Source organism: Mesorhizobium metallidurans STM 2683, from assembly GCF_000350085.1.
In the GTDB taxonomy this organism is placed as follows: domain Bacteria; phylum Pseudomonadota; class Alphaproteobacteria; order Rhizobiales; family Rhizobiaceae; genus Mesorhizobium; species Mesorhizobium metallidurans.
Genome location: NZ_CAUM01000043.1, coordinates 1 through 20978, shown reverse-complemented (window position 1 = coordinate 20978; position 20978 = coordinate 1). Strand labels below are relative to the sequence as shown.

Below are 20978 nucleotides of genomic sequence, written 5' to 3'. Positions count from 1 at the left end.
GCAGGCTCAGCCCTGCGCCATCTTTCGGATGGCGCTCGACGACAGCGACGAGCGCGGGCCGTGGATGAAGGTCCAGGCCGGCGCCCTCATCCGGGCGAGACGCGGCGCGTCGCCCTCGTCGACGCGGGCGTAGTCGAAGGTCTTGGCGACGACCGACGACAGGAAGGACAGCGTCGCGCCCGGGCGATCGATCACCGCGATCGGGAACGTCATGACGATCTGGCGCCAGCGCTGCCAGCGATGGAAGTCGCGCAGTGAGTCCGCGCCCATGATCCAGACGAAGTCGACGCCGGGATTGCGCGCCTTGACCAGCGCCAGCGTGTCGGCTGTGAAGCGGACATGATGCGTGGCCTCGAAGGCGGTGACCTTGATCTTCGGGTTCCTGGCGATCTGCTCGGACAGGTTGAGCCGCTCCGTCAGCGGCGCCAGTTCCCGCGTGTTCTTCAGCGGATTGCCGGGCGTCACCATCCACCACAACTGGTCGAGCGCCAGGCGTCTCAGCGCGATCTCGGCGACCAGCGCATGGCCGGCATGCGGCGGATTGAACGAACCGCCGAACAGGCCGACGGCCAGGCCTTTTTCGGCATGCGGCATCTTGAGGTAGCGGGAGGAGACGGCGGGCTGAGGGGACGACAGCATGGTGCTAGGCACCCCCCTCTGCCCTGCCGGGCATCTCCCCCTCAAGGGGGAAGATTGGCAGCTTCGTCGCAGGCGCAAATTCTGCAAGGCTGACAATTGGAGAAAGCGGAGATGACAGCCAATCTCCCCCCTTGAGGGGGAGATGCCCGGCAGGGCAGAGGGGGGTCGACGCGCGCAACGCCTCAGGCTCTAACGGCGAATAGCGTCAAGGCCGCACCTGCCCCGACCCGCGCACGCGGTATTTGAACGAGGTCAGCTGCTCGACGCCGACCGGGCCGCGCGCATGCATCTTGCCGGTGGCGATGCCGATTTCGGCGCCCATGCCGAACTCGCCGCCATCGGCGAATTGCGTCGAGGCATTGTGCAGAAGGATCGCTGAATCGATCTCGTTGAAGAACCGCTCGACGGTATTCGCGTCCTCGGCGACGATCGCCTCGGTGTGGTGCGAGGAAAACGTCTCGATATGCTCGATCGCACCGGCAACGCCGTCGACCAGCTTCACCGCGATGATGGCGTCGAGATATTCGGTGACCCAGTCGGCGTCGGTGGCAGGCTTGGCATCGAAAAACCCCTTCAATACCTCGGCATCGGCGTGGATTTCACAGCCCGCCGCGCGCAACGCTTCAAGGATCGGCACCAGATGGGAGGGCGCAACGGCGCGGTCGACGAGCAGCGTTTCGGCCGCACCGCAGACGCCGGTGCGCCGCATCTTGGCGTTGACCGCGATCTTCACCGCCATGTCGAGATCGGCCGAACGGTCGATATAGAGATGGCAGATGCCTTCGAGATGGGCAAAGACCGGCACCCGCGCCTCGCTCTGCACCCGCCCGACGAGGCTCTTGCCGCCGCGCGGAATGATGACGTCGAGATTGCCGGAGAGGCCTTTCAGCATCTCCCCGACAGCGGCGCGGTCGGCGGTCGGCACCAACTGGATGGCATCTTCCGGCAGACCGGCGGCCTTCAGCCCCTCGACCAGACAGGCATGGATCGCGGCGGATGAATTGAGCGAATCCGAACCGCCGCGCAGGATCACCGGATTGCCGGCCTTGAGGCAGAGAGCGCCGGCATCCGCAGTCACGTTCGGCCGGCTCTCATAGATGACGCCGACGACGCCGAGCGGCGTGCGCACGCGCTCGATATGCAAACCGTTCGGCCGGTCCCATGCGGCGATGACGTCGCCGACCGGGTCGCTGAGTTCGGCGATCTCCTTGACGCCGTCGGCCATGGCCCGGATGCGGGCGGGATCGAGCTTCAGCCGATCCATGAAGGAGGCGGAAAGCCCGGATTCGTGGCCATTCGAGATGTCGATGGCATTGGCGTCGAGAATGTCCTGCTCACGACCGATAATGGCGTCGGCCATGGCGAGGAGCGCTGCATTCTTGACGGCGGTCGTGGCGATGGCCAGCGGTCGGGCAGCGGCACGGGCGCGGCGGCCAATGTCGGCCATCAGCGCCACGGTGTCTTCCCGGGATTTTTCATGCAGCTTCAGCATGGCTCATCCTCCGCTCGTCACCTGGTCACCCGCCCGTGCCTGGTCACCCACCCCTACTTGGTCACCAGCATGGCTCACCACAAGGTCGTCGCGGTGGATCATGGCCGAGCGCGCTTCGTAACCGAGCACCGTTTCGATCTCCGCCGTCTTCAGGCCTGCGATCCTTACGGCATCGGCGGCATCATAGGCAACCAGCCCGCGCGCGATCTCGCGGCCCTCGGGCGACAGGATCGCCACCGTGTCGCCGCGCGAGAAGTTGCCGCTGACCAGTTTGACGCCGGCCGGCAGCAGCGACTTGCCCGACTTGAGCGCGCCGATGGCGCCGGCATCGACGGTCAGCCGTCCCGCCGGTTCGAGCTGCCCGGCGATCCAGGTCTTGTAGCCTTTGACCGGATTGGCGCTCGGCTTGAAGAAGGTCGCCCGCTCGCCACGCTCGATCGCCATCAGCGGCGACAGCCGCGTTCCTGCGGTGATGATCATGGCGGTGCCGGCGGCGGTGGCGATCTTGCCGGCGTCGAGTTTTGTCCGCATGCCGCCGCGCGACAATTCGGATGCCGCCGCACCCGCCATCGCCTCGATGTCGGGGGTGATGCGGTCGACCACCGGAATGAACCTGGCGCCGGGATCCCTGGCCGGCGGCGCCGTGTAGAGCCCGTCAATATCGGAGAGCAGCACCAGCAGGTCAGCGCCCATCATCGTCGCCACCCGCGCCGCCAGCCGGTCATTGTCGCCATAGCGGATTTCGGAGGTCGCCACCGTATCGTTCTCGTTGATGACCGGCACCGCCTTCATCTTCAGCAGCGTCGAGATCGTGGCGCGCGCGTTGAGATAGCGGCGGCGCTCCTCGGTGTCGCCGAGCGTCAGCAGGATCTGACCTGATTTCAGGCCGCCCTTGCCGAGCGCATCCGACCAGGCGCCGGCCAGCGCGATCTGCCCGACGGCGGCAGCCGCCTGGCTTTCCTCGAGCTTCAGCGCCCGCCTGCCGAGGCCGAGAATGGTGCGGCCGAGCGCAATCGCCCCCGATGACACGACAAGGATTTCAGCGCCGCCCGAGGCCAGCACCGCAATGTCGTCAGCCAGCGAGGCCAGCCAGTCGCGCTTCAGGCCCGATGAGCGGTCGACAAGCAGCGCCGAGCCGATCTTGACGGTGATGCGCCGGTACTTTTTCAGCGATTGCGCGGCCATGCTATTTTTCCCAGCGCGTCTCGACCGGAGCCGCGACGGCGTTGCGCGCCTCGGCCACTATCGCCATAAGGGCGCGCAGCACCGCCTCGACGCCTTCGCCGGTGACGGCCGAAAGCAGCATCGGCGCACGGCCGGCGGCGCGCTTCAGCGAGGCAACCTTCTTCTTGCGCTGATCGGCATCGAGGATGTCGACCTGGGAAAGCGCGACGATCTCGACCTTCTCGGTCAAGCCGTTGCCATAGGCGTCGAGCTCGGCGCGCACGGTCTTGTAGGCCTTGCCCGGATTCTCCTCCTGCGCCGAGACGAGGTGCAACAGCACGCGCGTGCGCTCGACATGGCCGAGGAAACGGTCACCGATGCCGACGCCCTCATGCGCGCCCTCGATCAGCCCGGGAATGTCGGCGATGACGAATTCGCGCCCGTCGATGCGAGCGACGCCGAGGCCGGGATGCAGCGTGGTGAAGGGATAGTCGGCGATCTTCGGCTTGGCGGCCGTGACCGCCGCCAAAAAAGTCGACTTGCCGGCATTGGGCAGGCCGACCAGGCCGGCATCGGCGATCAGCTTGAGCCTGAGCCAGATATTCATCTCCTCGCCCGGCAGGCCGGGATTGGCGCGGCGCGGCGCCTGGTTGGTCGAGGTCTTGAAATGCTGGTTGCCGAAACCGCCATTGCCGCCCTTGGCCAAAAGGAAGCGCTGGCCGACCACGGTCAGGTCGCAGATCAGCGTCTCATTGTCCTCGGCAAAGACCTGGGTGCCGGCCGGCACTTTCAGCGTCACGTCGGCGCCCTTGGCGCCGGTCATGTTGCGGCCCATGCCATGTATGCCCGTCTTGGCCTTGAAATGCTGCTGGTAGCGATAGTCGATCAGCGTGTTCAGCCCATCGACTGCCTGCAGCCAGACATCGCCGCCACGGCCGCCGTCACCGCCGTCGGGTCCGCCGAACTCGATGAACTTCTCGCGCCGGAACGACACCGAACCGGCGCCGCCGTCGCCGGAGCGGATATAAACCTTGGCCTGATCGAGAAATTTCATCGGATTGTGGTGTTTCTGCTATTGGCTTTGCGGGATTGCTCTAAACCAAGGCGGGGCGGAGGGCGAGGCTGTTTTACCACGAAAGCGCCGGGTGCCCTTTTGCAAACGACGCTATAGTGAGCTTGCGCGCACGCCGAAATCGATTTCGCGACGGCGAGCCGGGGGAATGCCGGAATGAAGCTTGTAACGTACAACATCCAGTACGGCATTGGCCTCGATGCCCGTTACGATGTCGGGCGCATTGCCGATGCCGTGCGCGGCGCCGACGTGATCGCGCTGCAGGAGGTTACTCGCAACAACCCCAAGAATGGTGGCCGCGACATGGTCGCAGAACTCGGTGACGCCTTGCTCGACTACTTTGCCGTCTATGGCAGCAATTTCGAGGCCAACATCGGCTCCGCCATCGAGAATGGCCGTGCCGTCACGAGAACCTTCCAGCTCGGCAACATGGTGCTGTCGAAAACGCCCATCCATCTGTCGCGCAATCTGCTTTTGCCGCGCAGCCGCTCCTTCGAGGCGATGAACTTCCAGCGCGGCGCGCTGGAAGCCCTGATCGAGACGCCGCTTGGCTTCGTCAGATTCTATTCCATCCATCTCGATCACCGCAGCCCCGTCGAACGCGTGAGCCAGATACAGTTCCTGCGCCAGCGCCTGTTGAATTACGCGCTCGAAGGGGGCGCTTTGTCCGGCGTCGCCGAGATTGGCCTGCCGGAATTGCCCCACCCAGAAGCCTTTGTCGCCATGGGCGATTTCAACATGCTGGCCGGATCTCCCGAATATGTCGAACTCGCCGGCCGGCCGGACCATGAATTCGGCATGCCGCTGACCGCCGACTTTGCGGTCGATGCCGCCATGCGCCTCAACGTGGCCGGCGACGATCTCGTTACCTGGGTCGACCCCAAGCGGCCCGACGATGCCAGCCGCCACAAGCGCATCGACTATGTCTTTTCCAGCGCCTCGCTCGCCGGATCGCTGAAGCGGCTTTGGGTCGACCGGCAAGCGGTCGGTTCGGACCACTTGCCGGTCTGGGTCGAGATGGTTTGACCGGAGCCGCTCAGGCAATCACATAAGGGCAAGAGCCCCCTCACCCGGTCGCTAACGTTGATGCCAGCCTCTTCTCCCCAGCGGGAGAAGGTGGACGCGAAGCGGCCGGATGAGGGGGCCTCTCATAAGCGATTGCCCTGCAGGACAGCTCATCAAAAATGCACCCAGTTCCTGAGGCTGGTCCAGGTCTTGCGGTCGAGACGGTAGCGCTCGACCGGCACCTGGCCGGCGACGATCGAGTTCAGCATGCCTTGGCCGGCATACTGGAAGCCGCATTTGTGGATAACCCGGCGCGAGGCCGGATTGATGACCCGGGTCGAGGCATGCAGCACCTGGATCGATGTCTTCTGGAAGGCGAGGTCGACCAGCGCGTGCGCGGCCTCGGTCGCATAGCCGTGCTTCCAGTAGGGCTCGCCGATCCAGTAGCCGAGTTCCAGCCCGCGGTCGGTGGTGTTGAGGCCGGCGCAACCGACGAAGATTTCGGTGCCGGCCAGCGCCAATGCATAAGCGATCCCGGCCCGGCGCGATGCCGCCATGGCGAGGAAGGCGCGGGCCTCGGCCTCGCCATAGGGGTGCGGCATGCGGGCCAGCATTTCGGCGACATGGCGGTTGTCCGCAAGCGCCACCAATTGCCCGATATCGCTTTCACGCGGCGGCCGCATGACCAGCCGCTCGGTCGCGAGCACCGGGCAATCGATCGCGTAACTTTCGTCATCCGTGTCTTCCGCTTCGGCAACCATGTCAGTCCTCCAGGCACAAGAAAAAGGGGAGATGGAAACCCATCTCCCCTGATCCTTTTCCTGGCTGGCCAGACACCGGTCCCGAGATGGGTGCCGGTGTCGTGGTGCGGAACCGGCTACTCCGCTGCTTTGGTAATCGGATTGACCGATACGTAGGTTCGGCCGTTGGCTTTTTTGTTGAAGGTGACTGCGCCGGCTTCGAGCGCAAACAGGGTGTGGTCCGTGCCCATGCCGACATTGACGCCCGGATGCCACGAGGTACCGCGCTGACGAATGATGATGTTGCCCGGGATCACGGCTTCGCCGCCGAACTTCTTCACGCCGAGCCGCTTGGAATGGGAGTCGCGACCATTGCGCGACGAACCGCCAGCTTTCTTGTGTGCCATCTAACTAACTCCGATGCGCCGCAAGGCGCCTAAAGGATCTTATGAACGCGTTCGCGTTCCGTTTCAAGTCCGATCCGGCGACGATTGCGCCGGCTCGTTTTTACTTCTTCGCCAATTCCTTGGCCTGCTCGCGCCAGTCCTTGATCTGGTCGGCGCTGAACGGCATGTGCTCGTCGATCTTGGCGACATCCTTGTCGGTGAGCTTGGCGATCTGGGCGAAGGTGGTGATGCCCTGTTCGTTCAACTGGCCGGCCGCAACCGGGCCGATGCCCTTGATCACGGTCAGGTCGTCCGGCTCGCCCTTCGGCGCCTTGAACAGCGCAGCAGTGGCGGTCTCGGCCTTGGCTTCTTCCTTCGGGGCAGCCTCTGCCTTGGCTTCCTTCTTGGCCTTGGCCTCCTTCGGCGCGGCCTCGGCCTTCGCCTCGGGCGCTACTTCTGCCTTCGCTTCGGCCTTCGCCTCGGGCTTGGCGGCGGCCTTCTTCGACGGCGTGGCGCCACCCAAAAGGATCTCGGCGATCCGCACCGTGGTCAAAAGCTGGCGATGGCCGATCTTGCGGCGCGAATTCTGCCGGCGGCGCTTCTTGAAGGCGATGACGGTGCGGTTCTTGCCCTGCTCGACGACTTCGGCAGTGACCAATGCGCCGTCGACGAACGGCGCGCCGAACGTCACATTCTCGCCCTCGCCATGCGCAAGCACATGGCCAATCTCGACGATATCGCCGACCTGGCCTTCGACTTTTTCGATCTTCAGGAGATCGTTGGCGGCGACGCGATACTGCTTGCCGCCCGTTTTGATGACTGCGAACATTTTTTGCCTTTCGCTGTTCGGTCGGCCTTGATGAGCCGCATCACGCGGTTCGGCCGTCTTTTTGTCAGTCTGCGGGTTCAAAAAACAAGCGGCGCGGAAGAACCCTCCACGCCGATTGCGCGCTGTCCCTAACCGAAGGTTGGGTCGAAGTCAAGGCAAACGGCGACAGGCAAACGGCGCAAAGCAAGCCGACGGTATTGCCCAAGGCAAGTCAGTGACCTTGGCATAGGCGCCGCAGGTATCGAAGGACGAACCTTACGGCCCGTAGAGATGCCCGATATCAGGCAGATTGGGCCTTGTAACCTGCCGGTCCAGCCGTTATCTAGTGCGCCGCGCCGGCAACGGCGGACCATGACCGCGGAGAGGTGGCAGAGTGGTCGAATGCACCGCACTCGAAATGCGGCATGGGTGCAAGCCCATCGGGGGTTCGAATCCCTCCCTCTCCGCCACAAAATCTTTAAGAACCGCAGAAATCCGTGGCTTTTTAGATGAGTTTGTCAACTCATCCCCACCTCTTCCCCACTTCTGTTGACCGGTCTATCTCGCTATCGCGGAGACCAAAGTGGGAATGGCCGGGCGCCGGTCAGGCAAACACCTCGCGAAAGGCGGGCTGCTTTCGTTATCGCCGCATCATCCCTTTGAGGGATTTCAGAGACTGAAATGCGAGATAGCGTGCGCGCGCCGGAGAGCGGGCGCGATTGCCATCATGAAAACAAGCAACCAACAGACTCCCGCTCTGCAAGCGGTGATGAAAGAGGCCAAACGCGCAATCAAACCGCTTGTCTGGTTCAGCGCCGGCATCAACATACTGATGCTCACCAGCGCGTTCTACATGCTCCAAGTCTACCACCGCGTGCTGTCCAGCCACAGCGTGGAAACGTTGGTAGCGTTGTCGTTAATGGCCGGCGCGGCTATCGCGACAATGGCCGGGCTCGAAGTAGTACGCGCCCGCCTGCTGTCAACCGTCGGCGCGTGGATGAACGCGAGGCTGGCCCCAGTCCTGTTAACCGCGTCGGTAGAGCAGGCGGCCGCCGCGCCGGGTCAAGGTAGCGCGCGATCTCTCCGCGATCTCGATCAAGTGCGGAGTTTCTTCACCAGCCCGAGCATCTACCCGATCCTTGACGCACCGTGGGCACCAATCTTCTTCATCGCCATCTTCTTCATGCACCCGTGGCTCGGTTGGTTGGCGCTGTCGGGCGGGGCTGTGTTGTTTGCGCTGGCATGGCTCAACGAACTCACCACCCGCAAGCCGCTGACGGAGGCCGGCAACGCGCAGGCACGGGTTTTCAGCCAAGCTGAGTCGGCAGTCCGCAACGCCGAGGTCGTCCAGGCCATGGGTATGCTGCGGCCATTGCTCGACCGTTGGCAAGAGCAGCAAGATGAAGCGAGCGCCGGACAAGCCACCGCCGGCAACCGCGCCAGCGCCATCGCGTCTGTCGCCCGTTTCTGGCGGATGGCCTTGCAAATGGCAGTCCTCGGCCTGGGCGCTTACCTAGTTTTGCAAAACGAGGCCTCTCCCGGCGTCATGATCGCATCCTCAATCTTGATGGGTCGCGCGTTGGCTCCGGTGGAGCAAGCAATCAGCACGTGGAAAGCGACACTCGGGGCACGTGCCGCTTACAAGCGTCTCACCGCGTTCGTCGGCCAGCGACCCGAGGCCAAAGCAGTGATGTCGTTGCCACGCCCACAAGGAAAGCTTGAGGCGGAGAGTATCATCCTCGCCCGGCAGGGTGGCGGCGAGCATGTTTTGAAAGGTGTGAGTTTCCAACTCAAGCCCGGTGAAGTGATGGCGCTAATCGGCCCGAGCGCATCCGGCAAGACAAGTCTGGCACGTGTGCTCGCCGGCGCTTGGCGCCCGTCAGCCGGTCGCGCTTTGCTCGACGGTATGGACGTCGCCGAGTGGGCCGCCGAGGACCGTGGTCGGCACGTCGGGTATTTGCCGCAGGACATCGAGTTGTTCGCCGGCACAATCGCCGAGAACATCGCTCGCTTCACGAAGCTCAGCCCCGCGGTCTTCAACAACGTAGTCAAGGCCGCGCAACTGGCGGGCGTTCACGAATTGATCAAGGGCCTGCCGAAAGGTTACGAAACTCAAGTCGGTGAGTCAGGCGCATCGTTATCAGGCGGACAGCGCCAACGAATTGGGTTGGCGCGGGCACTCTACGGCGACCCGACACTCGTCATCTTGGACGAACCGAACTCCAACCTCGACCGCGAGGGCGAAGACGCCCTGATGGCCGTCATCGGCGCACTCAAGGCGACGGGCGCCACAATTATCCTGATCGCACACCGCCCGGGTATTATGGAGAAAGTCGACAAGGTGCTGGTCCTCAACGGGGGTAAACAAGAATTATTCGGGGCGCGTGACACAGTCTTCAACGAACTCACCGCCCGCGCCAGGAGAGTGGCCCAACTGCCCAACACCAATCACGTCTCGGCAGTCACGTCATGGCCCGCACAAACTCAGGAGACAAAGATATGAACATCGTCTCTCTCCCCGCGCCATTACCACCCACGCCGACATTGCAACCGCTCCGTCTCAGAGCCGTCACCTACACCGGTTTCTCGATCATGTTCCTGTTCTTCGGCGTGGCCGGCGGGTGGGCGGCCTTGGCACCGCTCGACAGCGCCGCAGTGACGACCGGGGTGGTCAAGGTTGACGGTGACCGCAAACTCATCCAGCACCTCGAGGGCGGCATTATCGCAAAACTGAACGCCGTCAATGGCGATATCGTCAAGAGGGGTAAAGTACTCATCCGCCTCGACAACACGCAAGCCAAGGCTCAACTTGACTCGATCCAAAACAAAATCGCCACACGCGAGGCACTCGTCGCCCGTCTCCGGGCCGAACGTGACGGTAAGGGCACAATCGAGTTCGACCAAGCATTGCTCGACAACCCGGACCCGGCCGTCAAGGACGCGGTGGCCACCCAACGTGACGTCTTCAACGCGAAGCACCGTAACCTGAAAGACGAGAAGGGCATCCTCGACGAACGCCGTCAGCAGATCGCTGAGCAAATAACCGGACTGCGACAGCTTATCGCCACTGAGGACAAGCAGATCGCGGCATTCGAGAACGAGAACAAAGACCTCGCGACGTTGCTCGGCAAGGGGCTCACCACCCGCGAACGAAGCTTGGCGCTCAACCAGCAACAACGAGAGATCGAGGGAGAACGCGCCACGAATGTTGCGTCGATCGCCCGCGCCAGCAGCTCTATCGCCGAAATCGACATGCAAATCCTCAACCTCACAACTCAACAATTGAACGAGTCAGTTGACGAATTGAGCAAGGTCGAGGCGGAACTGTTCGACTTCCGACAGCAAGCGCGCGCGGCCGGGGATGTCCTCAAGCGCACCGACATCACCGCCCCCGTCGACGGAATCGTGATGGACGTGAAAGTTCACACGGCAGGCGGTGTGGTGAAACCCGGTGACACGCTGATGACCGTCGTGCCGCTCGGAGAGAAGCTGGTAATCGAGACTATGGTCAAGCCCGAAGACGTCGAGACGATCGCCCCCGGCCAGACCGCGTATGTCAGCTTCCCGGCCTTCGCCAAATACAACCTGCCACAGCTCGATGGAGTCGTGGAAACGGTGTCGGCCGACCGATTGGTGGACGAGCGCACCAACGCTCCTTACTTCTCCGCGACAGTGGTAATCAACAAGAGCGAACTAGCCAAGCTCGACGGTCGCAAGCTGCTGCCTGGTATGTCGAGCGAGGCCATGATCAAGACCGGCACCCGCACGGTCCTGGCTTATCTCGCCGAACCGCTCACGCAGAACATCCGTCGCTCATTGCGCGAGAAATAATCACAACCAGGGAGGGCCAAGATTAGAGAAGCACGTCTATACTCAGACTATGGAGTTAAATCTCGCACAATTGTGTGCGAATGGAGGTAATATCATGGCAAAGCCAGTAGTAAACCCAGTATTGATCGGTCCAGATTTCTCGTTGTTGTCCGCAAGTCTCGACCTGAACTTGCACAACCACACAGTGCAACTCGAGGAGAACCCCCCGAGCGCGACAGTCTCCAACGAGGCCGGTTACTTCGCAGGTAGTAACGGGGTCGCATACACCACCGACTTCACCAACCCCACCGGGGATTATCTCCGTGTTTACACCGGCTCGGAATTCTCAGACCGAATGATCGGCGACGATCTCCTCAACCATCTTCTCGGCGGCGGCGGCAACGATTTCATGCACGGCGGCGGCGGTAACGATTGGATTGAAGGCGGTGACGGTAACGATTCTATTGCCGGTGACGCCGGCGACGATTCCCTTTACGGCAACGCTGGCGACGACACCATCAAAGGTGGTGACGGTAACGACTTTATCAGAGCCGGTGACGGTAACGATATCATCAACGGTGGGGCCGGAGACGACGCCATCTATACCAGTGACGACAGCCAGGCCCGCTACTCCCCCGGCGTCGACATAGCCAACGGCGGTGACGGCAACGACTTTATCCGAGCCGGCCGTGACGGCGGCATATTCAACGGTGACGGGGGCAACGACACCATCACCGGCAGCGAGGGTCGGGACACTATCAACGGCGGTGCGGGGAATGACAGTTTATACGGCGACAACGGCGGTATGAACAGCAACAGCATCGACACCATCCACGGCGGTGCCGGTGATGACTATATCCAAGGTGACGTCATGTTTCTCCCATCCGGCAGAGCCAATTTTCTCTACGGCGACGGCGGCAACGACACCATCATCGGGTTCTACGGTGACGACACCATCGAGGGTGGGTCCGGCAACGACATTATCGACGGCGGTAAAGCGAACATATACGGAAATTCCGGGAGCGACACCATGACGGGAGGTGCCGGCAACGACACCTTCGTCTTCCACTCGGAAACCTTCCAAGGTCGCAACTATGGGGCGCTCGTCGACGGGCAACATGACATCATCACAGATTTCAAGCACGGTCAGGACAAAATCGACTTAAGGGACACCAACGACACCACATTTCTGCAAGGTGTCAACTTCAACTCGGCACAGTCGGCTATCGATTATCTCCACGCGCACAATCTCTCTGTCGAGAGTACAGTAGTAAAGGTCATCGACGGTTCTGCCGTCGACCTCGTCAGTTTTAGCGACGACGCCGGAACGCTCGACCTCAACGTGTCGGTAAGCGCGTCAGCGGCGGCGCATATCACACAGGCGGACTTCCTCTTCGGCGCTCTGGTGTAACCCACAGTGAGGGGCGGCGCACAAGTCGCCCCTCACACCTGATAATGAGATACACGTATGCGGACAGAGGTAGGGAGTGCGCGGTTTAGGGGGCGCCCGAAGCGGTATCAGAGCCGACCTGACCGCCTCCACACACCTCGGCCTCGGGCGGCGATAATACAGACGGCTTCCAAATCTCCGACGGGCTCGGCGGCGTGGACAAAGTCTGCTGCCTGGTATGTCGAGCGAGGCCATGATCAAGACCGGCACCCGCACGGTCCTGGCTTATCTCGCCGAACCGCTCACGCAGAACATCCGTCGCTCATTGCGCGAGAAATAGTGTAAACTAGCGTAAACATCTGTGATCACGTGCGTATCCTTCTCACAACAAGGGAGGACTCAGGTTAAAGACACATGTCTATACCAACACTCACATGTCTATACCACACCATAGAGATATAACGCGCACAATCGTGTGCACAGTATGGAGGGTAATACCATGACTAAAAAGCCAGCATTAGTTTCGGTCGGCCCGGATTTTTCGCTGTCGGCGGCAAGCGTCGACCTGAACCTGCGCGTCCACACAGTCCAATTCGAAGAGAACGTCCCGCCGAGCGCGACAGTCACCGACGAGGCCGCTTATTTCGCCGACGGGACCGCGGTGACGACAGATTTCACCTACACCGGTGTCTACACCGGTTCGAACTTCTCAGACCGAATGATCGGTGACGACCTCACTAACCTATTTTCCGGTGGCCACGGCAACGACTTCCTGTACGGCCGTGCCGGTGTCGACGCCCTCAACGGCGATGACGGCAACGACTTTATCGCCGGCGGGGCCGGGGATGATCTTCTCGCCGGCGGCGCCGGCAACGACACCATCAATGGCGGCGCTGACAACGACACACTCCGAGGCGGGATCGACAGTGACGTGATTCACGGCGGCACCGGGGACGACCTCATCTATGGCGGTAGCGGGATCAGAGACAGTGATGGTCAAGATCACACTCCCGGCGACACGAACGACGCGCTCTACGGCGGTGCCGGCAACGACACGATCTACGGCAACGCCGGCGACGATTATCTCGAGGGCGGCGCCGGCAACGATCGTCTCTTCGGCAACGACACCGCTACCTCCCCCACTGTCGGTAACGACACCATCCACGGCGGTGCCGGCGATGACATAATAGGAGGTTTCGGCGGTACCAGCACCCTATATGGCGACGCCGGGAACGACACCATATTGGGTGGAGACCAGAACGACACCATCTACGGCGGTAGGGGCGCTGACATTATCCTCGCCAGCACAGGTGCGGACTGGATGTCGGCGAACAACGGTATCACTACCGGGGACGGCGCCCGAGACACCTTCGTCTTCTTCTCCGGTCACTCACCGGCGAGCGTGCAGGACACCATCCAGGGGTTCAAGCATGGCGAGGATATAATCGATCTAGAGGAATCTCACGTCGCATTGATCCTCAACGACGCTCCCGGCAGTAGTGGAACTTTCGTTTCGTCTGAGGCAGCTCTCGGCTATCTTCAGGCCCACAGCATATCCGCCGAGGGAGCAGTGGTGAAGGTTGACACCGGTAGCAGCGGGCTCATTGTCGGTTTCAGCGACGCCGCCGGAACAATCGACCTCAACGTGTCGGTAGGCGAGACGGCGGCGGCTCAGATGACCCAATCAGACTTCCTCTTCTAACCAACATGGGGGCGGCGGACAAAGTCGCCCCTCACAATATATTGAGATACACCGCACTCGAAATGCGGCATGGGTGCAAGCCCATCGGGGGTTCGAATCCCTCCCTCTCCGCCGATTGCCGCCGTTCGTGCGCTATGGCCCTCTAGACGAAGCGTTGAGGCAGCGATTGTGCGTTTCGCTATCGGCCATAGGCACTAGTTGACGTCGCGCATCAGTGGGGCGCCAGCGCCTTGAACCAACTCCACCAATCGCTTTGCCTCAACGGCGACGGCGGCGAGGCGATACCATGGAGCCTCTTCAGCGGCATCGTGCTGGCACACGCCACCTATCCAACGCGCGGCTAAAGCTCTGACCACGGCATTTTCGTCGCCTCTAAGCGCCGCAAGGCGGATATCCTCTGGCAGGGAAGCCAGGGCCTTGCGCATGTCCAGATCGACGTCCCGTTCCTCGATCTCCTGACGCGACAGGTTGTTCTCGTCCCAGAGACCGCTCATCTGCATTGCGGGGCCAATCTTGTCCGTCCATTTGAACGAACTGCCGAGTGCCTTGGCGTAGCCCGAAGCGGCAAGCGCATCCATCACGGGCCGGATATCGTCATACGGGACAAATGGCACTCGCCGTGCCGATGCATGACCGAAATGGCCCGCGCACCAAATCCATGTCGCAAACACATCGTCGATGGGCGGCAACGCGATTGCCGCCCGCGATCGATTCGTGACGAACTAAACAACTTGGACAGCGTCGATCGCGAGTTTGTCGTCAGCAGTGGCCAATCCGAAGTGTTTGAGCATAAGCCGAGCGGCTTCGAATGCAGACTGGGACCCACCAGCGTTGAGTCTCGCCCCCGCGCGGGCGGAAGCCGCGCCCCACGCCCAACCATCCGTGGTGGCGCGCACAAGCGAAGCGGCAAGCTCGCCATAAAGTCCGTGAATAGCCATGACTCTAGTAATAGCAGAAGCGATATAGACGAATCGTAAAGAGGACTGACACTGTTTAAGAGAGGGCGATAGCGTAGACGAATTGCCCGTCATCATCGTTCACGGTCCGCCATCAAAGCCTAGCGTAATATGGCATAGCGCCGGTGGTCTCGGTGTAGAACTGGCGTCGCCTATGCCGCGTGTTGACGGGCGCAAGGCAATCCGGTCCCGCCGCAGCGGTGATCGGGGACGGCCCGCCGTTGTTCCGCTATCTGAAGGTTCATAGGATCCGCGGCCGATTGCCCGTGTCGGCGATCAGGGCCGAATGGTGAAAACGTGCTCGTGGGCGTGGTTCCAGCGACCAAGAGCGCGGCCCGATGGGCAAAGGCCCCTGCTGTCTTCTCTTCGTGCTCTGCTTTGTCAGGCTTGAGAGAATTTCACGGAAGGGCGGAAGGCTGGGTCGGTGATAACGCGCCCGTGGCGAGCCTTTCGGCCACCATGCGCAGAATGTTCGACTTGGAAGCCTTCGCAGGGATTTCGACCAGCGGAATCCCGGCGCGTTGGAGCGCGAGGCACTTGACCTCCATGCGATCGGGTGCGTCATCGGAGAGATCATGCCCGGTGCCGTGATATTCGACCGCCAGCATGGGGTGGCCGAACCTGTCGATCAGCAGGAAATCGACGCGCTTGCTGTTGTAGGAACTGAACGCCGCCTTCTGCATCCGATCCTCGAGGTCGTAGGAGGTCTTGATAAAGGCTCCCATGGAAACCTCGAACGACATCCGCCAATCGGGCTGATTGGCGACGATCCACTCGTCGAGCGCGTAAAGGACGCGCACCGCCTCCTTGTTGACCGGGCGAACGGCGCGTAGTTCGGCCTGATTGACAAACCTGATCTGGTTCTCGGTGTCGGAGACGTCGTTTTCCTCGAAAATGGCGCTTGCGGCGGGCAAGCTCATCCAGCCGCTGGGATTCGGCGTTGTGCATCGCGACGATTTCCTGGCGAAGCGTACCGATCTGCTGGTTGAGCGCCTCGGCGTGCCGCGCTGCCGTCGCGGCTTCGGTCTTTGCGCAGTCTCCTGTAGTAAAATCCGGCACCGAAGCCGAGTAACAGCAAGAGGAACGTCGTCATCGTTACACCGTCAATGCAAGCGTGGCCCTCAGAGGCCGGTCTTCCATGGGTCGATCACGGGGACACTTGCCGCGCCGAAGGCACTGGTGTCGCGGGTGGCCACTGCAAAGCCCCGGGAGGCCGCAATCGCGGCGATATATCCGTCCGGGGTCGGAAAGCCCTTGCCCGCGTTGCGGGCTGCAACGGCTAGATCGGCATAGTGGCGGGCGGCATCGGTATCGAAGGGAAGGATTCTGCCGTCGAACAGGCCCAGAAGGCCGTCCAACGTCATGGCGAGCCTCTGCTTGCGCCTCCCATCGGGAAGCGCACCGATGCCGAACAGCAGTTCGGCGATGGTCACGCTGGAGAGATAGAGCGTTTCGGCGGCCTGTTCATCAAGCCAGTTGCGAACGGCAGGGTTCGGTTCGGGTTTCATCGCCTCGGAGACAACATTCGTGTCGAGGACGATCATTCGAAGCTCATAGGATCGGCAGGCTTCTTGTCACGAGCTTGTTCGATCACCTCGAAATCGGCGCTGGTCAGCCCTGCGCTCCGGCCTAACGCTGCCAACGCGGAGCCGAGCCGGATGCGGTTCACGGGGCGAACTGCCGCCTCCAGAATATCGCGCATTTCGGCTTCGGTACTGCGGCCGTGATGGGCCGCGCGCACCTTGAGGGCGCGGTGCACCTCCTCGGAGAGGTTACGAATGGTGACGGCGGGCATTTGATATCCTCTTATAACAACTGATGGCGTTGCTATCAATATATATAACTGACATCATATCGCAAGGTACCCAGCCGCATTTAATCCGGGCGTCCGGCGACATCGTCTGCGAACCGTGTCGCGCGGACAGGCCGATGACGCTGCCGCCGATCAGGGACAAGACGATGCACCACGACACGGTAAGTGCCATTCAATGCGAGCGTCGCCTGGCCGGCAACACTGTGCTTGAGCAACTGGCGCCGGACGACCGAGCGCTGGTTCAAGGGGACTGAACCGATATCGTTTTCACGGCCAAGGCCTAATTCTGCCGTTGTGCAGCCTGAGGCGGAACGAAATTCATTCTGCCGTTCCCGGTTGTTCCTCCCCGCCGTGACGGCCTCTCGGCGGTACTTTGTCCAGTGGGCATGACTTGCACAGGGCCAGCGACGCCATGCGGTATCTGAGGCAGCAGATCCGGCGGCGGCGCCGGCCTTCGCGGTAGCGGACGGGCTCGAACAGTTCGTTCCTGCGGCCGTCGGGCCACAGGCGCGCCGCAAGCAGCGCCCTGGCATCGGCGACGCCGGGATGCGCTTCGCCGAGAAAAGCCGCGCATTCGCTCGCGATGGTCTCCGCGACATTGCCGGCATTGCTCCACAAGGTCTTGGCCGGCAGGCCGCTGGCGCGCGAGATCGCGGCGATCAACGGCGCCAGATGATCCTCGACGAGCGGCGAAAACCTCTGGACACCCGAAACAGGCAGACGCGCGCCTTCGCCGGGCAGGCGAATGGCCAATGTCCTGCTGTCCGGCGAAAGCACGATGCCAATACGATCGATGGCAGTCGGCAGCAGCCAATCTCCCGCGATATTGGCAATCAGGACCGGCGGCAGGAATTGCGAGAAATGCCATTTCGACCATTGCGTCGCCACCGCCTGCGCATCCGGCTCCGCATAACTCGCCGAGAAGGCGCCAAGCACCTGCCGCAGCCTGTCTCGGTCCAGGAGTGCGGCCCCCGGAACATGCGGCCGGGGGTCGTCCTCCAGTACAAGGGACTCAGCAATCCCGGCAAGCTTGCGGGGAAAGAACGCGGCCAGTGCCGGGATCATCGGCGTGCAAGCAGCGCCGCGTAGAACGCCCCTCCGATCACGGTCGAGAACAGGCCGGCCGGCACCTGCCACGGAAAGGCGATCGTCCTGCCGATCCAGTCCGCCAGCACCATCAGCGCCGCGCCGATGAGGGCGGCGGCATAGGCCTGCGCGACCGGCTTCCTGAAACCGCCGAGCCGGGCGAGATGCGGCCCCATCAGGCCGACGAAACTCAATGGTCTCGCGAGCACGGTGGCTGCACCTGTCAAGATCGCCGCAACCAGAAGCAGCAGGACCCGGCTCTGCCACTCCGACACGCCGAGCCCGATGCTGGCAGCACGGCCGAGGGCGCAGCGGACGTATCGCGCTATCAAACATGTATCAAAAGGTCACTTATCGACTCTCAAGTGGCCGGCCATAACCGTGATGGCAGGCTGGCATTGCAGGGTTTTCTATTTGATTTGTTACGGCCGTTGCAATAAACAGAAACGATGGTTTTTCCATCGTGGCTTCTCCTGACCTATAAAGTCCCGCCTGAACCTGCCGCCAGGCGCATCGCGCTGTGGCGGCGATTGAAGGGCATGGGCGCGATCTATCTGCAGAATGGGGTCTGCCTGCTGCCAAAAACCGACGATCATGTCCGCCGGCTGAAGATGCTGGAGAACGACATTTCGGAGATGGGCGGCGAGTCCGTCATTCTGGACACTGTCGCTTTCGATCGGGGCCAGGAAGACAAGGTCGTCGCTCGCTTCAAGGCCGACCGGGACGAGCAATACCGGGAGTTTCTTGGACGGTGTGCCGATTTTGAGAAGGAGATCGCCAAGGAGATCGCGATCAACAAGTTCACCTATGCCGAACTCGAAGAGGAAGACACCGATCTGAAGAAACTTCAGGGGTGGCTGGAGAAGATCAAAAAGCTCGATTTCTACGGTGCGACCTTGGCCGAGGAGGCCGCCGAACGGCTGCGCGCTTGCGAGGCTTTGCTCGACGGCTACGCGCAACGGGTCTTCGATGCCCATGACGAGAACCGCTGAGATGGGCGGCGCGCGTGACGGAACAGGCGCGGCAACAACCGGGACAGCCGGTCCCTCCGGAGCTCGACGAGGCATTCCGGCCGGTGTTTGGATCCTCGGCTTCGTCTCGATGCTGATGGACATCTCGTCGGAGATGATCCACGCGCTCCTGCCCATTTATATGGTGACAGTGCTCGGCGCCTCGGCCCTGGCTGTCGGGCTGATCGAAGGCATCGCCGAAGCAACCGCCTCGACCACCAAGGTTTTCTCCGGCGCGCTCAGCGACTGGCTCGGCAGGCGCAAATTCCTGGCCGCGTTCGGCTATGGCCTGGCGGCTCTGACAAAGCCGATCTTTCCGCTGGCGCCCTCGATCGAATGGCTCATCGCCGCCCGCTTCATCGATCGTGTCGGCAAGGGCATTCGCGGGGCGCCGCGTGACGCCCTTGTCGCCGACATCGCCCCGCCGCATCTTCGTGGCGCGAGCTTCGGCTTGCGCCAGTCGCTCGATACCATCGGCGCCTTTCTTGGGCCGCTTCTCGCGATCGGCCTGATGTGGCTGACGGCGGATCATTTTCAAGCAGTGTTCTGGATCGCGGTCATTCCGGCACTCCTGTCCGTCGGCTTGATCGTGATTGCAGTGAAGGAACCGGAGCGGCCGAAGCAGGAGCGCCGTGTCCGCATGCCGCTGCACCGCGATGAACTGCGTCGCCTGGGCGCAACCTATTGGTGGGTCGTGGTGGTCGCCGCGGTTTTCACGCTTGCCCGTTTCAGCGAAGCCTTCCTTATCCTGCGGGCGCAGTCGATCGGGCTGCCGGTGGCATTGATCCCGATTGTCCTGGTAATCATGAGCCTCGCTTATTCGCTCTCGGCCTATCCGATTGGGATTCTGTCCGACCGCGTCAATCGCCTGACCCTTTTGGCCGTTGGCCTCATCCTTCTGCTCGCGGCCGACCTCGCGCTCGCCTTCGCGTCAAATCTTGCCTGGGTCGGCATCGGCGTCATGTTCTGGGGCCTCCATATGGGTTTCACGCAGGGCCTGCTGGCAACCCTGATCGCCGAGACCTCGCCGGCCGAGTTGCGCGGAACCGCATTCGGCATGTTCAATCTGATCACCGGCGTCGCGCTGCTTGTCGCCAGCGTCATCGCCGGAGCGCTGTGGGACATGGCCGGCCCGCAAGGCACATTCCTGGCGGGCGCTGCCTTCGCGCTGCTCACCCTCGCAGGATTGTTTACCATCCGCGAGCGACTGAGAGGCCAGGCAGTCTTGGATAGGGATGCTGCTTGTCGATAGGCGCCATTGGTGGTTACCTCTCGATGTTTATTCCGAACTCCCGGGAGGAACATCATGGCGGACAGCTTCAAAACCGGAGATGTCGTCAAACTGAAGTCCGGCGGCCCGAACATGACGATCAACGATCATGCTGCCTCCGGCATGTATCTTTGCAATTGGTTCAATCGTGAGGGTGACATCTGGACCCCTCAGCACGCCGCTTTCAAGCCGGACTAGCTGATGGCGGTCGATCGATCTCAATGACTTGAAGCCGCAGCGGTTTGGGTTGATTGAATCTTCAGCCCGCGGCGCCAGCTTGGCACGCGGCGATTGCGCTGAGGAATATCTCGCCGAATTCCCTGAGCTTCGCGGCGCCAACGCCATTCACTTCGGCGAAGGCATCGAGGTCGCACGGGCAGCGCTCGGCCATGTCGGCCGCCGCCGCGACTCGCCCAACCGCCACGCCATCAAGCACTTCCATGGACGCGCTCAATGACTCTTGTTCTGTTCGTACAAACGGCGCGACCATGTGCGACAGTATCGGCCTGACCATCAGGCATCGGCCCTGATGCGGTGCGGCCCGTCATCGACGCCAATCGTAATACGAAAGAGCAGCCGCGGAAGTATTCAGGAGCGCCGGGCGATCCGAACCGGCTGCCTCCCTGATTATCCAG

Annotated in this window: 22 protein-coding genes, 2 tRNA genes and 1 pseudogene; 11 read left to right on the top strand and 14 right to left on the bottom strand. The window is 62.1% G+C overall.

Annotated features, from left to right (window positions below; genetic code table 11):
- Positions 1–6: 6 nt before the first annotated feature.
- The 4 genes from MESS2_RS08155 to obgE form a co-directional block, all read right to left on the bottom strand.
- On the bottom strand, positions 7–639 hold the full coding sequence (locus MESS2_RS08155; RefSeq protein WP_008873702.1) for a nicotinate-nucleotide adenylyltransferase: 633 nt from the start codon (positions 637–639) through the stop codon (positions 7–9).
- Positions 640–844: 205 nt separating this feature from the next.
- Positions 845–2131, bottom strand: coding sequence for a glutamate-5-semialdehyde dehydrogenase (locus tag MESS2_RS08150; protein ID WP_008873701.1), 1287 nt, complete (start codon positions 2129–2131; stop codon positions 845–847).
- Between the two features lie 3 nt (positions 2132–2134).
- Positions 2135–3316 (bottom strand): glutamate 5-kinase, encoded by a 1182-nt coding sequence (proB, locus tag MESS2_RS08145; protein WP_008873700.1) that lies wholly within the window; start codon positions 3314–3316, stop codon positions 2135–2137.
- A gap of 1 nt (position 3317) precedes the next feature.
- Positions 3318–4349 (bottom strand): GTPase ObgE, encoded by a 1032-nt coding sequence (obgE, locus tag MESS2_RS08140; RefSeq protein ID WP_008873699.1) that lies wholly within the window; start codon positions 4347–4349, stop codon positions 3318–3320.
- A 174-nt stretch (positions 4350–4523) separates the two neighbouring features.
- Here obgE and MESS2_RS08135 point away from each other — a divergent pair, with 174 nt between their 5' ends.
- On the top strand, positions 4524–5393 hold the full coding sequence (locus MESS2_RS08135) for an endonuclease/exonuclease/phosphatase family protein (RefSeq protein WP_008873697.1): 870 nt from the start codon (positions 4524–4526) through the stop codon (positions 5391–5393).
- Between the two features lie 152 nt (positions 5394–5545).
- Here MESS2_RS08135 and MESS2_RS08130 read toward each other — a convergent pair whose 3' ends face one another.
- From MESS2_RS08130 to MESS2_RS08120, 3 genes are all read right to left on the bottom strand, one after another.
- Positions 5546–6133: a GNAT family N-acetyltransferase gene (locus tag MESS2_RS08130; protein WP_008873696.1), complete on the bottom strand. Its 588-nt coding sequence runs from the start codon at positions 6131–6133 to the stop codon at positions 5546–5548.
- 116 nt (positions 6134–6249) lie between these two features.
- Positions 6250–6519: a 50S ribosomal protein L27 gene (gene rpmA, locus MESS2_RS08125; RefSeq protein ID WP_006327539.1), complete on the bottom strand. Its 270-nt coding sequence runs from the start codon at positions 6517–6519 to the stop codon at positions 6250–6252.
- A gap of 100 nt (positions 6520–6619) precedes the next feature.
- Entirely contained in the window at positions 6620–7327 is a 708-nt protein-coding gene (locus MESS2_RS08120; protein ID WP_008873695.1) for a 50S ribosomal protein L21, read from the bottom strand.
- A 359-nt stretch (positions 7328–7686) separates the two neighbouring features.
- Between MESS2_RS08120 and MESS2_RS08115 the strand changes: the two genes are divergently transcribed.
- The 6 genes from MESS2_RS08115 to MESS2_RS32185 all read left to right on the top strand — a co-directional run bounded on the left by MESS2_RS08115 (position 7687) and on the right by MESS2_RS32185 (position 14319).
- Positions 7687–7776: transfer RNA gene (locus tag MESS2_RS08115), tRNA-Ser, on the top strand.
- Positions 7777–8033: 257 nt separating this feature from the next.
- On the top strand, positions 8034–9809 hold the full coding sequence (locus tag MESS2_RS08110; RefSeq protein ID WP_008873693.1) for a type I secretion system permease/ATPase: 1776 nt from the start codon (positions 8034–8036) through the stop codon (positions 9807–9809).
- Positions 9806–11137: an HlyD family type I secretion periplasmic adaptor subunit gene (locus MESS2_RS08105; RefSeq protein WP_008873692.1), complete on the top strand. Its 1332-nt coding sequence runs from the start codon at positions 9806–9808 to the stop codon at positions 11135–11137. Before MESS2_RS08110 ends, MESS2_RS08105 begins: the two co-directional genes overlap by 4 nt.
- A gap of 94 nt (positions 11138–11231) precedes the next feature.
- Positions 11232–12527: a calcium-binding protein gene (locus tag MESS2_RS31945; RefSeq protein ID WP_008873691.1), complete on the top strand. Its 1296-nt coding sequence runs from the start codon at positions 11232–11234 to the stop codon at positions 12525–12527.
- Between the two features lie 478 nt (positions 12528–13005).
- The gene (locus MESS2_RS30180) at positions 13006–14208 is read left to right on the top strand and encodes a calcium-binding protein (RefSeq protein ID WP_008873689.1); all 1203 of its coding nucleotides are present in this window, start codon (positions 13006–13008) and stop codon (positions 14206–14208) included.
- 8 nt (positions 14209–14216) lie between these two features.
- A tRNA-Ser gene (locus MESS2_RS32185) sits at positions 14217–14319 on the top strand.
- 83 nt (positions 14320–14402) lie between these two features.
- On the opposite strand, the gene MESS2_RS08090 is transcribed toward MESS2_RS32185, so the two are convergent.
- From MESS2_RS08090 to MESS2_RS08070, 4 genes are all read right to left on the bottom strand, one after another.
- On the bottom strand, positions 14403–14897 hold the full coding sequence (locus tag MESS2_RS08090; protein ID WP_157357646.1) for a hypothetical protein: 495 nt from the start codon (positions 14895–14897) through the stop codon (positions 14403–14405).
- Positions 14898–15562: 665 nt separating this feature from the next.
- The gene (locus tag MESS2_RS08080) at positions 15563–16084 is read right to left on the bottom strand and encodes a DUF2726 domain-containing protein (protein WP_008873686.1); all 522 of its coding nucleotides are present in this window, start codon (positions 16082–16084) and stop codon (positions 15563–15565) included.
- Positions 16085–16285: 201 nt separating this feature from the next.
- Positions 16286–16708, bottom strand: coding sequence for a type II toxin-antitoxin system VapC family toxin (locus tag MESS2_RS08075; RefSeq protein WP_008873685.1), 423 nt, complete (start codon positions 16706–16708; stop codon positions 16286–16288).
- The gene (locus MESS2_RS08070) at positions 16705–16959 is read right to left on the bottom strand and encodes a FitA-like ribbon-helix-helix domain-containing protein (protein WP_008873684.1); all 255 of its coding nucleotides are present in this window, start codon (positions 16957–16959) and stop codon (positions 16705–16707) included. Before MESS2_RS08070 ends, MESS2_RS08075 begins: the two co-directional genes overlap by 4 nt.
- 134 nt (positions 16960–17093) lie before the next feature.
- On the opposite strand from MESS2_RS08070, the gene MESS2_RS32180 reads away from it, so the two are divergent.
- Positions 17094–17231: a hypothetical protein gene (locus tag MESS2_RS32180; protein WP_008873683.1), complete on the top strand. Its 138-nt coding sequence runs from the start codon at positions 17094–17096 to the stop codon at positions 17229–17231.
- Between the two features lie 64 nt (positions 17232–17295).
- Here the strand turns inward: MESS2_RS32180 and fhuF are convergent, their stop codons facing one another.
- Together fhuF and MESS2_RS08055 are read right to left on the bottom strand one after the other, a co-directional pair.
- Complete coding sequence (fhuF, locus tag MESS2_RS08060) at positions 17296–18042, bottom strand: siderophore-iron reductase FhuF (protein WP_008873682.1); 747 nt, start codon at positions 18040–18042, stop codon at positions 17296–17298.
- A complete protein-coding gene (locus MESS2_RS08055; RefSeq protein WP_008873681.1) occupies positions 18039–18395 on the bottom strand; it encodes an iron chelate uptake ABC transporter family permease subunit in 357 nt (118 codons plus the stop codon). The genes fhuF and MESS2_RS08055 overlap by 4 nt, the downstream gene beginning before the upstream one ends.
- A gap of 117 nt (positions 18396–18512) precedes the next feature.
- Between MESS2_RS08055 and MESS2_RS08050 the strand changes: the two genes are divergently transcribed.
- The 3 genes from MESS2_RS08050 to MESS2_RS30735 are packed head-to-tail and all read left to right on the top strand — an operon-like array spanning position 18513 to position 20541.
- Positions 18513–19055: a Chromate resistance protein ChrB gene (locus tag MESS2_RS08050; protein ID WP_040592509.1), complete on the top strand. Its 543-nt coding sequence runs from the start codon at positions 18513–18515 to the stop codon at positions 19053–19055.
- Position 19056: 1 nt separating this feature from the next.
- The gene (locus MESS2_RS08045; protein WP_008873679.1) at positions 19057–20325 is read left to right on the top strand and encodes an MFS transporter; all 1269 of its coding nucleotides are present in this window, start codon (positions 19057–19059) and stop codon (positions 20323–20325) included.
- 54 nt (positions 20326–20379) lie between these two features.
- Positions 20380–20541, top strand: a complete 162-nt coding sequence (locus tag MESS2_RS30735; RefSeq protein WP_008873678.1) for a YodC family protein — start codon at positions 20380–20382, stop codon at positions 20539–20541.
- 61 nt (positions 20542–20602) lie between these two features.
- Here the strand turns inward: MESS2_RS30735 and MESS2_RS08040 are convergent.
- Positions 20603–20737: pseudogene (locus tag MESS2_RS08040) on the bottom strand (HRDC domain-containing protein); the annotation flags it as partial.
- Positions 20738–20978 lie beyond the last annotated feature (241 nt).